The organism is Pseudodesulfovibrio hydrargyri (assembly GCF_001874525.1).
GTDB classification, from domain to species: Bacteria; Desulfobacterota; Desulfovibrionia; order Desulfovibrionales; family Desulfovibrionaceae; genus Pseudodesulfovibrio; species Pseudodesulfovibrio hydrargyri.
On record NZ_LKAQ01000004.1, the window covers coordinates 1,364,507 to 1,376,677 of the forward strand.

Sequence of the window (12,171 nt, forward strand, 5' to 3'; positions counted from 1 at the left end):
TTATCCTTTCAGCGCTTCCACGCCGCCGACAATGTCCATGAGATCGCCAGTGATGGCGGCCTGCCTCGTCTTGTTGTAGAGCAAGGTCAGGGTGTTCGTCAGTTCGTCGCACGCCTTGGTGGCGTTATCCATGGCCGCCATGCGGGCCGCGTGCTCGGATGCCGAGGTATCCAGCAGGCCGCGGTAGACCTGGACCTTGATGAACCGAGGCAGCAGCTCGGCCAGCAGGCCCTCTACGGACGGTTCGTACAAGTAGTCTCCGGCGGATCCGGACTCGCCTTCGCCCGCGGCATCTTCCTGGGCCGCCATGGGCAGGACCGTCAGGTCGACGGGCGGCTGCTTGGCCATGCTCTGGAATTCGCCGAAGCAGACATGGACCTCGTCGAGGTCGCCCGCGACATACCCGGCGATGAGCTCGTTGCCGACGCTGGCCGCCAGGGTGAAGTCGAAGTTGGTCATGGCGTCGGCCTCGGCGCGCACGATCTCGAAGTCGAGCTTGCGGAAGGCGTCGCGCGCCTTCTTGCCGATGCACCACACCTTGACCGCCTTGCCCTCGGCCGCCTTGGCCCGGGCCAGTCGCTTGGCCGTGTTGATGATATTGATATTGAACGCGCCGCACAGGCCGCGGTCGGAGGTGACGACCATGATACCCACGGTCTTCACTTCCTCACGGACCTCCAGCAGCGGATGTACCGATTCGTCGGCACCGGCCGCCAAGTCGCCGAGCATCTCGTAAAACTTGTTCGCATACGGACGGAAGCGTTCGATACGCTCCTGGGCGTTGCGCAGTTTTGCCGAGGCCACCATGTTCATGGCCTTGGTGATCTGCTTGGTTTTCTTGACGCCAGTGATCTGGTTCTGGACGTCTCTTAACGAAGCCATTCAACTACCCCTTAGGTTAAGCGCTGAAGCCTTTCTTGAACTCTTCGATAGCGGCCTTGAGGTCGGCTTCGACGGCGTCGTCGATCTTCTCCTTCTCGGCGATGGCGTCGAGAACGGCGGACTTGGCGTTGCGCATGAACTCGAGGAATTCGGCCTCGAACTTGATGACGGCCTCGACCGGCACGTCGTCGACGAAACCGCGGGTGCCGGCGTACAGCACGGCGACCTGCTCCTGGACGGTCAGGGGCTGGTACTGGGGCTGCTTGAGCAGCTCGACCATGCGGGCGCCGCGGTTGAGCTTGGCCTGGGTGGCCTTGTCCAGGTCGGAGCCGAAGGAGGCGAACGCCGCCAGCTCGCGGTACTGGGCGAGGTCGAGGCGCAGGGTGCCGGCGACCTGCTTCATGGCCTTGATCTGGGCGGAACCGCCGACTCGGGAGACCGAGAGGCCGACGTTGATGGCCGGGCGGACGCCGGACAGGAACAGGTTGGGCTCCAGGTAGATCTGGCCGTCGGTGATGGAGATGACGTTGGTCGGGATGAACGCCGAAACGTCACCGGCCTGGGTTTCGATGACCGGCAGGGCGGTCATGGAACCGGCGCCGAGGCTGTCGTTGACCTTGCAGGCGCGCTCCAGCAGGCGGGAGTGCAGATAGAAGACGTCGCCGGGAAAGGCCTCGCGTCCCGGGGGGCGGCGGAGCAGCAGCGACATTTCGCGGTAGGCGGTGGCCTGCTTGGAAAGGTCGTCGTAGCAGATCAGGGCGTGCTTGCCGTTGTCGCGGTAGAACTCGGCCATGGTCGCGCCGGTGTAGGCGGCGATGTACTGCAGCGGGGCAGGCTCGGAAGCGGTGGCCGAAACGATGGTGGTGTATTCCATGGCGCCGTGCTGGCGGAGCACGTCGGCGACCAGGGCGACGGAGGCCTTCTTCTGGCCGATGGCCACGTAGAAGCAGTGCACGTCGGTGGTCTTCTGGGCCAGGATGGCGTCGACACAGACGGCGGTCTTGCCGGTCTGGCGGTCGCCGATGACCAGTTCGCGCTGGCCGCGGCCGACCGGGGTCATGGCGTCGATGGCCTTGAGACCGGTGTAGCAGGGCTCGTGAACGGACTTACGGGCGATGATGCCGGGGGCCTTCATTTCCACCGGACGGGTCTCGGTGGACTCGATGGGTCCCAGGCCGTCGATGGGCTGGCCCAGGGGGTTGACCACGCGGCCCATGACGCCGTCGCCGACCGGGACCGAATAGATCTGGCCGGTGCGCTTGACCGGGTCGCCTTCCTTGACGCCGGTGTCCGAGCCCAGCAGGGCGACACCCACGTTGTCCTCTTCCAGGTTGAGGACCATGCCCATCAGGCCGCCGGGGAATTCCAGCAGCTCCATGGCCATGACGTTTTCGACGCCGTGCACGCGAGCGATGCCGTCACCCACGTAGAGGACGGTGCCGGTCTCGCTCATTTCAACACGAGATTCGTAATTCTGAATCTGGTCCTGAATGATTTTGCTGATTTCTTCTGCTTTGATCTGCATTGCCCTACTCACCCCTTTTAATATTTTCTTTTAAAATCTGCAGCTGAGCCTTGAGGCTGGCATCCATGACCCTGTCCCCGACCTTGAGGACGATACCGCCGAGAATGGACTCGTCGGTGGAGAAGGACAGTTCCAGCTTCTTGCCGGCCTGTTTCTCCAGTTGGGCCTGGATTGCAGATTTCCTCTCCTCGTTGAGTTCGCTCACCGTGACGAGTTCGCCGGTGACGACGCCGGATACGGCATCCATCATTGCCTTGTAGTCGGCGGCGATGGCGGGGAGCATCTCGACCCGGCCCCGGTCGGCCAGCAGATCGCAGAAGTTCTTGACCATCGGTTCCAACGACATCTTCTCGACCAGCTGGGTCACGACCGCTTTCTTCTCCTCGGCGCTGAAGGCCGGGTTCTTGAAGAAGGCCACGGCTTCGGGGGATCCTTCGATGGAAGCCCGGATGGCGGCCAGCTGTTCGCCGTATTTCGCCTGTTCAGCCTCGCCCTTGGCGGCGCCGACGGCAAAGAGCGCCTTGGCGTAACGGCGGGAAACTACGTTACCGATCAATTGAGCACCACCTTTGTTAAATAGTCATCCACGAGCTTGTCGTGATCCGCGGCGCTCAGCTTCTCGGCAACGATCTTCTCGGCGGCGGCCACGACCATGTCGGCCATTTCGGCGCGGATGGTCTCGACGGCGGCCTGCGCCTCGTTGGAAGCGGTGCGCTTGGCCTGTTCGGTCAGGGCCTCGGCATCATGCTTCGCCTTCTCGATGATGGCGGTCTTGATGGCTTCGCCCTGGGCCCTGGCGTCGTCCAGGATCTGCTTCTTCTCCTGAGCCATGTTGGCGATGCTCGCCTCGACTTCCTTGAGCTTCTTCTCGGCGTCGATCTGGCGGCTCTGCAGGTCGTCCAGGTCCTGCTTGATGCCGTCGCGGCGTCCGACGAAGAAGTCCTTGATCTTGGAGCCCGCGGCCCACCAGATGATGCCGAGGAACAGAGCCAGGTTGATCAGCCGGAAGATGTACCGCTCCAACTGATAGTCCGCCAGGAACCAGCCCTCGAGATGGGGGCCGTGCTCGCTGGCGAAGGCGACCGCGGAGATTGCCAGGGCGGTCAGCAGAACCGTAAAAAACAGGTACGTCCGTTTCAAAGTGGAAACCCTCCTCTTTCTAAGCCTGGCCCAGGATCTTGCCTGTCGCCTTCTCAGCGTAGTCGTACACGTCCTTGGTCAGCTGCTCCATGGCGGCCTTGACCTCGGACTGGATCTCGGCGCGATTGGCCTTGATCAGGCTAGAAGCCTCCTTGCCGGCCTCGGCCAGCATGGCCTGTTCCTGGGCCACGCCTTCGTCCTTGGCGGCGTTCCGGATCTCTCCGGCCTCCTTGCGCGCCTGGGTCAGCTGAGCCTCGTAGTCGGCCACTTTTTTCTCGGCGCTGGAGTTGAAGCCCTCGATCTTCTCCAGCTGGTCGGTCATCAACCCCTTGCGCTTCTTGATGATTTCGCGGATCGGACGGATCAGCACGACATTCAGCAAGAAGATCATGACAATGAAGTTCAGACCTTGGATGAAAATGGTTTTGTCAGGTACTACCATACCATATGCCCCCGATGAGGTTGTGAATTTTGGCGCAAAGTCACTGCGAATTACCCAATTTCGCGGGTTGTGTCAAAGGCTTTTTGCCTTTGAACCAGCACGAATTAGCGGTTTCGCAATCGATCTATGAAGGATCGGAAATCTTTTCCGGCTTTGCGCTTGCGGCGGTGTCCAGGCTGCCCATGACGAGTTGGCCCTCAAGCACAGCGCCTTCCTCGACGACCAGGACCGGAGTCCTGATATTGCCCTGCAAATTCGCAGTCTTATGCAGGACAACCTTGTTCTTTGCCTCCACTTCACCCTTGATCCTGCCGGAGAGCACCAACTGGCCGACCTGGACCTGGCCTTCCACCACGGCATCCTGACCTATGACCAGCGTTCCTTCGGAGACCACCTCGCCCTGGAAGTTGCCGTCGATGCGCACCGCGCCCTGGAAATGCAACTTGCCGTGATAGTTGGTCCCCGCTCCCAAAAACGCATTGATCTCATCTCTGGCCATGAAAACCCGCTCCTGCGAAACCTGGTTGTGAAAAAAGGGGCTAGCTCCGTTCCGTTTACGCCTGCTTGAACAGGAACCGGCGCATGGATACGTTGAGCACAAGCCCGACGAGGCAAAAATTCACCAGGGTGGCGCTGCCCCCGTAACTGATGAACGGAAGGGGGATGCCGACCACTGGCATTAGCCCGAGGACCATACCTGTATTAATCAGGATTTGCCAGAAAAAATAGAAGAACACGCCGGCCGCCAGGTAGGACCCGAACAGGCCGCGCGCGTCCCGGGCTATGACCACCATTTGATAAAGAAATACGCAGAATAGGATCAAGAGGACCATGGTTCCGACAAAGCCCCATTCCTCGCCGAAAACGGCCACCGCGAAGTCGGTGTGGCGCTCGGGCAGAAAGCGCAGCTGGGACTGGGTCCCCTCCAGGAACCCCTTGCCCCAGAACCCGCCCGAACCGATGGCGATTTCCGACTGGATAATGTGGTAGCCCGCGCCCAGCGGGTCGGTGGTCGGGTCCAGGAAGGTCATGATCCGCTGTTTCTGATAGTCGTGGAGGAAGAACCAGGACAGGGGCAGCAGGCAGGGGATGGCCACCAGGCAGGTCTTGAAGACCTTTGCGGTCACGCCCCGAAAGAGGATCATGCCGCCCAGGATCATCAGTATGGACAGCCCCGAGCCCAGGTCCGGCTGCTTGATGATCAGCCCGGCCAGGATCAGGCCCACGCCGAGCACGTAGGCCAGGCGGATGAAGTTGAGGGGTTCGCGTTCCCTGGACAGAATTCGGGCGCCGACGATGAGGACGGCGATCTTGGCCAGTTCCGAGGGCTGGAAGTTCATGAACCCGAGGTCGAGCCAGCGGCGCGCCCCGTAGATGGTCTTGCCCGCGAAGAACACGGCCACCAGCAGGACCACCGTGGTCCAGAACAGGGGCCAGGCCATGGTCTTGAGGTGGCGGTAGTCGAAGAACATGAAGACGAGCATGCCGAACAGCCCCATGGCCCCCCAGAGCAGCTGGCGGTGGTAGAAGGGGGCCATGTTCATGCCCTCCTCCAGGCGGGTGCCGCTGGCCGAGTAGAGGTTGAGCACGCCGATGAGGAAGAGGATCACGGCCAGGCCGAAGAGCGGCCAGTTGATGTACAAGAGCAGCCTGCGATCAATCGGCATGGCGCTTCTCCTTGTGCTTGAGGGACAGGGCGCGCACGGCCCGGGCCTTGGCCTTCCGCTCCTCGGGGTTGGGCGTGACCTTGTCCAGGAAGAGGTAGTCGATGACCGCCTTGATGATGGGCCCGGCCCCGGAGCCGCCGTGCAGGCCGTGTTCCACCAGGCAGGCGATGGCGAAGCGGCGGCCGTCCTTTTCGGCTATGGCCGCCATCCAGGCGTGGTCGCGGAACCTGTAGGGAATCTGGTCGTCCTTGAGCGCCTTGAGTTCGTCGGTCAGCCGGACCACCTGGGCCGTGCCGGTCTTGCCGCCCACGGTCACGCCCTTGGTGCGGATGCGGCGGCAGGTGCCGTGCGGGTCCTCCACGGTGTCCACCAGGGCCTGGCGGAGCAGTCCGATCTGGTCGGGGCGCAGGGGGATGTCCGCCTGGACCACGGTCTTCTCGTCCTTGAGCAGCAGGGGCTTGAGCAGCTTGCCGCCGTTGGCGATGCCCGCGAAGAAGCGGACCACCTGCAACGGCGTGACCAGGGTGAATCCCTGGCCGATGGCCATGTTCAGGTTGTCGCCGCCCTGCCAGGACTCGCCGAACCGCTTGATCTTCCACTCGCGGGTGGGGATGTTGCCCGCCTTTTCGTGGGGCAGCCGGATGTCGGTCTTCTCGCCGAAGCCCACGGCCTTGGCGAACTCGCTCATGCGGTCCACGGTGAGTTTTTTGCCGAGTTTGTAAAAATAGACGTCGCAGGACTCCACCAGGGCGCGGTTCATGTCCACCTTGCCGTGGCCGCCGGCCCGCCAGCAGCGGAACACGCGGCGGCCGAGCTTGACGAATCCGGGACAGAACACGGTCTCCCGGGGGTCGATCATGCCGTAGCGCAGTCCGGCCCCGGCGACCACGTGCTTGAAGAGCGAGCCCGGCGGGTAGACCGACTGGATGACCCGGTTCTGCATGGGGTGCAGGGGGTCGTCGCGCAGCTTGGCCCACTGCTTGGAGGTCAGGCCTGAGGAAAAGTCGTTGGAGTCGTAGGACGGGGCCGTGGCCAGGGCCCAAAGCTGGCCGGTGTCGGCGTCCATGACGGCCACGCCGCCCGCCTCCTCGGAGAGCCAGTCCATGCACAGCTTCTGCAGCCCGAGGTCGATGGACAGGGATATCTCGTGCCCGGCCTGGGGGTGCTTGAGGATCCGCTCCTTGAGCCTGCGGCCGTTGACGTCCACCTGGTACTGGGTCAGCCCCTTGATGCCGCGCATGCGGTCTTCAAGCATGAGTTCTATGCCCTGCTTGCCCACGTAGTCGCCCAGCGCCAGGTTTGGCCGCTTGGACATGTCCTCCTCGTCCGCCTCGGCCACGTAGCCGAGCACGTGGGCGAACAGGTCGCCGTAGCGGTACAGCCTGCGCGGCCGGAACTGGATCTCCAGGCCGGGCCAGCGCAGCTTGTTGGTCTCGACCAGGGCCAGCTGGGCAAAGGTAAGGTCCGGGACCACGATGAGCGGCTCGAACGGTTTCACCCGCTTGCGGTTCTTGTTGTACAGGGTCTTGAGCTCGAAGTAGTCCTTGCCGGTCCAGACCGCGATCTGGTGGACCAGCCGGTCCACGTCCGGGCAGTCCTCGCGGATGATGCCGAGCGCGTAGGCGGGCTCGTTCACGGCCAGGAGGTCGCCGTTGCGGTCGCGGATGAGCCCGCGCGGCGAGGGGATGGACTCCTGGCGCAGCTGGTTCTCCAGGGCCTGGGCCTGGTACGCCTCGCCGCGGTGGATCTGCAGGTACCACAGGCGGACGGCGAACAGGCAGAAAAGCCCCAGGATGAGCGCCTGGAGCAGAATCAGGCCCGAGCGCGGGGCCTGCTGTTCGGATTCGTTATAGAGGTCTGACATCGTGTCGCAGCCTCGCGGGGAAGAAGCGGTCCGCCAGGAACCAGATGACCGGGAAGGCGGCGGCCTGGATGGCGCCCTGGATCAGGATGGGCCGCATGGGCACGGCCAGGTTGGCCAGGGAGGACAGGCCGAAGACCAGGGCCGGGTGGAGCAGGCCCAGCCACAGGCCGAGCAGGACCATGAACAGGTAGGAGCGGGCCTCGAAGAGCCAGCGTCCGGCGAAAAAGGCGGCGGCCAGCAGCCCGTACCAGGCCAGGCCGTATCCGAAGGGCAGGTTGCCCGTGCCCTCGATGAGCAGGATCCAGATCACGGCCAGCACCGCGGTGCGCTGCCCGCTTTCCTCCTGGAGGGAGACGATCAGGGCCGGGGCGAAGACGTCGATGCCCGGCACGGTCCGCTGGGCCCAGACGCCGAGGACGGTGTAGGCCCCCCACCAGAGTATGGCCAGGGCGCTAGTGGTCGGCGGCACCGTTCGCGTCCTCCTTCCCGGCTTCGGCCTCGGGCGCGGCCGCGTCGCCGGTCCCGGGCTGCACGGCGGCCTCGGGCTCGCGGCTGAGGAGCAGGACCTCTTCGAGCCCGGCCACGTCCACCAGGGGTTCGGCCTGGACCGTCAGGAACAGGGAGATGTCGGACCGCCTGATCTTGGTCACCCTGGCCACGGGCAGCCCCTTGGGGTAGATGCCGGACAGCCCCGAGGAGAGCAGCAGCTCGCCGGGGTCCACGTCCGCGTTCTGGTTGACGTAGCGCAGTTGCAGCGGCTCGCCGTAGCCCTGGCCCGAGAGCATGCCGGGCGAGCGGTTGTGGGCGCCCATGACCGCGATGCGGGAGTTGGGGTCGGTCAGGAGCAGGACCGTGGAGGTGGCCGCGCCCGAGCGCAGAATGCGCCCGACCAGCCCCTTGAGGGAGGCCACGGGCATGTCGTCGGTCACGTCGGACGCCTTGCCCTTGTCCACGACCACGGTGTCCAGCGCGCCCGCCGGGCCCATGCGCTGGCCGATGACCCGGGCCCCGGAAAAGGTCCATTTCTCCGGCGGGAGGAAGTCGAGCAGGGCTTCCAGGCGTGCGGCGGAGCGGGCCTGCGCGCCCATGATCATGTTGGTCCGCCGCAGTTCGGCGGCCTCGGCCCGCAGCTTGTCGTTGTCCTGCTTCAACCCGACCAGGTAGATGTAGCGGTGCCAGAAGCCGGAGACCTGCTCCGCCACCCAGATGCCGGGCTTGAGGACGATGCCGGAGATGTCCAGCCCGGTGTGGGACGACAGGGCGTCCAGGTGTCCGGTGCGCAGGTTCCAGGTAAACAGGGACAGATACACGAAAAGACAGGCCACGATGAGCATGGCGATCTTCTTGAGTCCTCTCATGCGTCCTTCCCCGCGGACTTATGAAAGCGCACAATTGCGGCTTCGGGCAATCGTGCGCTTTCGGATAGACGGTGTATGGCCATATCGTCCGTTAGTCGGTGGTGATGTCCTTGTACAGGTCGATATTGTCGAGCGCCTTGCCCGAGCCGAGGACGACCGCGGTGAGCGGGTCCTCCACCACCGTGATGGGCAGCTGGGTCTCGTGCTGCAGCAGCTGGTCGAGCCCCTTGAGCAGCGCGCCGCCGCCGGTCAGGACGATGCCCCGGTCCACGATGTCCGCCGCCAGTTCGGGCGGGGTCTGCTCCAGCGCGATGCGCACGCCCTGGACGATGCCCTCCACCTGCTCGGAGATGGCCTCGCGGACCTCCTCGGCGGTGATGGGGCGGTTCTGCGGGATGCCGGTGACCAGGTCGCGGCCCTTGACCTCCATGATCGGCTCCTCGTCCCCGAGCGGATAGGCGGACCCGATGTGGATCTTGATCTGCTCGGCCGTGGATTCGCCGATGAGCATGTTGTACTTGCGCTTGACGTGCTGCATGATCGCCTCGTCCATCTTGTCGCCGCCGATGCGCACGCTTCGGGCGTAGACGATGCCGGACAGGGAGATGACGGCGATCTCGGTGGTGCCGCCGCCGATGTCCACGATCATGTTCGAGGTCGGTTCGGTGATCGGCAGGTTCGCGCCGATGGCCGCGGCCATGGGCTCCTCGATCAGGTAGACCTCGCGGGCACCGGCGCTCTGCGCCGATTCCTTGACCGCCCGCTTCTCCACCTGGGTGATGCCCGTGGGCACGCAGATCATGATCCGGGGACGGACCAGTCTGCGCGAGTTGTGGACCTTGGAAATGAAGTGGCGGAGCATGGCCTCGGTGACCTCGAAGTCGGCGATGACGCCGTCCTTCATGGGCCGGATGGCCACGATGTTGCCGGGCGTGCGGCCGAGCATCTTCTTGGCCTCGGCGCCCACCGCCAGGACGGTCTTGCCGCCCCTGGAATCCTTTTTGACCGCCACCACCGACGGCTCCGAGAGCATGACGCCCTTGCCCTTGACATAGACCAGGGTGTTGGCCGTGCCCAGGTCGATGGCCAGGTCGTTGGAAAAGGAACCGATGATTCTGTTGAGCAGGTTACCCATGTACCCCCCGTTCGAAATTCGAAACTGTGTCAGAAACCTATGCGTGAAACGCGCTTTCCAATGGGCGGGAAGTGCGCTAGCGTACAATATGAACTGCAGATTCGTACCAAATGAAATCGGGTCTAGCAACAGGCCAGCACTGGTTTGCCATTTTTTTCTCGAGTTTTTCTAAAAAAAATCATGGTTCGTTTCCATCGGCTGTCCGCCCATCTCCGCCGACGGTTCGGCGAACGGGTCCAGAAGATCCCCCTGGACGCCGGTTTTTCCTGCCCGAACCGGGACGGGACCCTGTCGCGCGAGGGGTGCGTGTTCTGCAACCCGCAGGGGTCTGGGTCGGGCATGCTCGGCCGGGGACTATCCATACGGGAACAATGGGATTTCTGGCGTGACATTCACGTGAAGAAACACGGCCTGTCCCGGTTCACCGCCTATCTCCAATCCTATTCCAACACCCACGGCCCGGCCGCGAAGCTGGCCGCCGCCCTGGCCGCGCTCGCCGGTCTGCCCGGCCTGACCTGCCTGGCGCTGGGCACCCGGCCCGACTGCCTGGACCGGGAAAAGCTCGATCTGCTCGCCGAGAGCAGGGAGCGGCTCGGCCTGGCCGAGGTCTATCTGGAACTCGGCCTGCAATCGGCCAACGACGTCACGCTCAAACACATCAACCGGGGCCATACCGCCGCCGCGTTCGCCGAGGCCGCGCATGCCGCCGCCGAACGCGGCCTGACCGTGGTGGCCCACGTCATGGCCGGGCTGCCCGCGCCGGACGGCCGCGAGGGGCTTGACGAACTGCTCGACACCGTGGCCTTCGTGGGCGCGCTCCCGGTGGGCGGCATCAAGTTCCACAACGTCTTCGTCTGCCGGGGCACGCGCCTGGCCCGCTGGTTCGACCAGGGGGGCTACGTTCCGCCCACGCAGGAGGAGTACCTGCACTGGCTGGGCGAGGCGATCATGCGCCTGGATCCGCGCGTTGTCATCCACCGTCTGAACGGCAACCCGGCCCAGGGCGAACTGGTCGCCCCGGCCTGGGCGGGCAACCTGCGCCGGGTGCACAACGCGGTCATCGGCCATTTCGAAAGGCACGACATCTGGCAGGGCAAACTGAACGGCGCGGAAGACGGCCCGCCCGAGTGGTTCGGCACAGCCGCCGGGGAGGGGCTATGACCACATCCAGCGAATGGGTGCGCGGCGGCCGATTCGGCCTGCGTCTGGATTGGCGGGACGGTCTGGTCCGCCATATCGGGACGGCCTGGGCCGAGGACGTGCGCGAGGACGCCCCCCTGTCCGCAGCCGCCATGGAGCTCAAGGCGGCCCTGCTGCGCTACGAGGCCCGCCAGGCCCCGGACTGGCCGGACCTGCCGTTCGACTTTTCGGGCATGAGCGAATTTCAAAAGGCCGCCATCGAGGAATTGCGCCGCATCCCGCCGGGCACCACCCGGACCTACGGCCAGATGGCCGCGCTCCTCGGCCGCCCCAAGGGCGCGCAGGCCGTGGGCCGGGCCATGGGCGCGAACCCGTTCCCCATCCTCTATCCCTGCCATCGAGTGGTCGGCTCAGGCGGCGCCATGACCGGCTTCTCCGCCTCGGGCGGCATCGCCATGAAAAAAGCCCTGCTCCGCCTGGAAGGCGCGGAACAGGGCCTGTTGCCCGGTTTGGAATGAGTGCCCAGGAGACTGCTATGAACTACGAGTATTTTCCATTGCCAGAGAATGCCGAGTGTCCGTTTTGCTCTACCCCGATTCCGGCCGGGGCAAGCGTCTGCGCCGGTTGCGGTGCCGTATACGCAGTCAAGCGGCGGGTGAAGGGCATTGCCTTCGGTTTTTTTCTCGTCGGTCTGTATCTGGGCCGTGATCTCGCCTCGGATTGGATGCTCCTTTTCGCACTGGCAGTAGGTGCATTGGGGGCCTGGGCCGTCAACTGGTCGGACTCGCGCAGGCCCCTCTGGCTGAGAGGCGAGCCCTAGTCCACGTACTCGAAACCGATCTGGTCGATGGCTTCCTTGATGGCCTTCTTGTCGATGGGCGCGGGTTCCTCGAATTTGACGTCGCCGGTCAGGAGGTCGACGGACACGTCCTTGGCCCCCAGTTTTTCCATGGTCTCGGTCACGGATTTGACGCAGTGCTGGCAGGACATGCCTTTGACTTTTACCGTTGTCATGATG

General features: G+C 64.3%; 15 protein-coding genes. 3 read left to right on the forward strand and 12 right to left on the reverse strand.

The window, feature by feature from the left end; translation table 11 throughout:
- From BerOc1_RS10775 to BerOc1_RS10825, 11 genes are all read right to left on the reverse strand, one after another.
- Complete coding sequence (locus tag BerOc1_RS10775; protein ID WP_071545704.1) at positions 1-882, reverse strand: F0F1 ATP synthase subunit gamma; 882 nt, start codon at positions 880-882, stop codon at positions 1-3.
- Positions 883-898: 16 nt separating this feature from the next.
- Positions 899-2,407, reverse strand: coding sequence for a F0F1 ATP synthase subunit alpha (gene atpA, locus BerOc1_RS10780; RefSeq protein ID WP_071545705.1), 1,509 nt, complete (start codon positions 2,405-2,407; stop codon positions 899-901).
- Between the two features lie 4 nt (positions 2,408-2,411).
- Entirely contained in the window at positions 2,412-2,963 is a 552-nt protein-coding gene (gene atpH, locus BerOc1_RS10785; protein WP_071545706.1) for an ATP synthase F1 subunit delta, read from the reverse strand.
- Complete coding sequence (locus BerOc1_RS10790; protein ID WP_071545707.1) at positions 2,960-3,547, reverse strand: F0F1 ATP synthase subunit B; 588 nt, start codon at positions 3,545-3,547, stop codon at positions 2,960-2,962. The genes atpH and BerOc1_RS10790 overlap by 4 nt, the downstream gene beginning before the upstream one ends.
- 19 nt (positions 3,548-3,566) lie before the next feature.
- On the reverse strand, positions 3,567-3,989 hold the full coding sequence (locus BerOc1_RS10795; RefSeq protein WP_071545708.1) for a F0F1 ATP synthase subunit B: 423 nt from the start codon (positions 3,987-3,989) through the stop codon (positions 3,567-3,569).
- A 124-nt stretch (positions 3,990-4,113) separates the two neighbouring features.
- Positions 4,114-4,488 (reverse strand): bactofilin family protein, encoded by a 375-nt coding sequence (locus BerOc1_RS10800; protein WP_071545709.1) that lies wholly within the window; start codon positions 4,486-4,488, stop codon positions 4,114-4,116.
- 55 nt (positions 4,489-4,543) lie between these two features.
- Positions 4,544-5,656: a rod shape-determining protein RodA gene (gene rodA / locus BerOc1_RS10805; protein WP_071545710.1), complete on the reverse strand. Its 1,113-nt coding sequence runs from the start codon at positions 5,654-5,656 to the stop codon at positions 4,544-4,546.
- Positions 5,646-7,520, reverse strand: a complete 1,875-nt coding sequence (mrdA, locus tag BerOc1_RS10810) for a penicillin-binding protein 2 (protein WP_071545711.1) — start codon at positions 7,518-7,520, stop codon at positions 5,646-5,648. The genes rodA and mrdA overlap by 11 nt, the downstream gene beginning before the upstream one ends.
- Positions 7,504-7,989 carry a hypothetical protein gene (locus BerOc1_RS10815; protein ID WP_084641385.1) on the reverse strand — a complete coding sequence of 162 codons (486 nt, stop codon included), beginning with the start codon at positions 7,987-7,989 and terminating at the stop codon, positions 7,504-7,506. Before BerOc1_RS10815 ends, mrdA begins: the two co-directional genes overlap by 17 nt.
- Positions 7,973-8,878, reverse strand: a complete 906-nt coding sequence (gene mreC, locus BerOc1_RS10820; RefSeq protein ID WP_071545712.1) for a rod shape-determining protein MreC — start codon at positions 8,876-8,878, stop codon at positions 7,973-7,975. The genes BerOc1_RS10815 and mreC overlap by 17 nt, the downstream gene beginning before the upstream one ends.
- A gap of 91 nt (positions 8,879-8,969) precedes the next feature.
- Complete coding sequence (locus tag BerOc1_RS10825) at positions 8,970-10,013, reverse strand: rod shape-determining protein (RefSeq protein ID WP_066799352.1); 1,044 nt, start codon at positions 10,011-10,013, stop codon at positions 8,970-8,972.
- Between the two features lie 180 nt (positions 10,014-10,193).
- On the opposite strand from BerOc1_RS10825, the gene mnmL reads away from it, so the two are divergent.
- From mnmL to BerOc1_RS10840, 3 genes are read left to right on the forward strand one after another with little or no spacing between them, the layout of a single operon-like run.
- Complete coding sequence (gene mnmL, locus BerOc1_RS10830) at positions 10,194-11,174, forward strand: tRNA modification radical SAM protein MnmL/YtqA (protein WP_071545714.1); 981 nt, start codon at positions 10,194-10,196, stop codon at positions 11,172-11,174.
- On the forward strand, positions 11,171-11,671 hold the full coding sequence (locus tag BerOc1_RS10835) for a methylated-DNA--[protein]-cysteine S-methyltransferase (RefSeq protein WP_071545715.1): 501 nt from the start codon (positions 11,171-11,173) through the stop codon (positions 11,669-11,671). The genes mnmL and BerOc1_RS10835 overlap by 4 nt, the downstream gene beginning before the upstream one ends.
- A 17-nt stretch (positions 11,672-11,688) precedes the next feature.
- Positions 11,689-11,973, forward strand: a complete 285-nt coding sequence (locus BerOc1_RS10840) for a hypothetical protein (protein WP_071545717.1) — start codon at positions 11,689-11,691, stop codon at positions 11,971-11,973.
- On the opposite strand, the gene BerOc1_RS10845 is transcribed toward BerOc1_RS10840, so the two are convergent.
- Positions 11,970-12,167 (reverse strand): heavy-metal-associated domain-containing protein, encoded by a 198-nt coding sequence (locus BerOc1_RS10845; RefSeq protein ID WP_071545718.1) that lies wholly within the window; start codon positions 12,165-12,167, stop codon positions 11,970-11,972. The genes BerOc1_RS10840 and BerOc1_RS10845 overlap by 4 nt on opposite strands.
- Positions 12,168-12,171 lie beyond the last annotated feature (4 nt).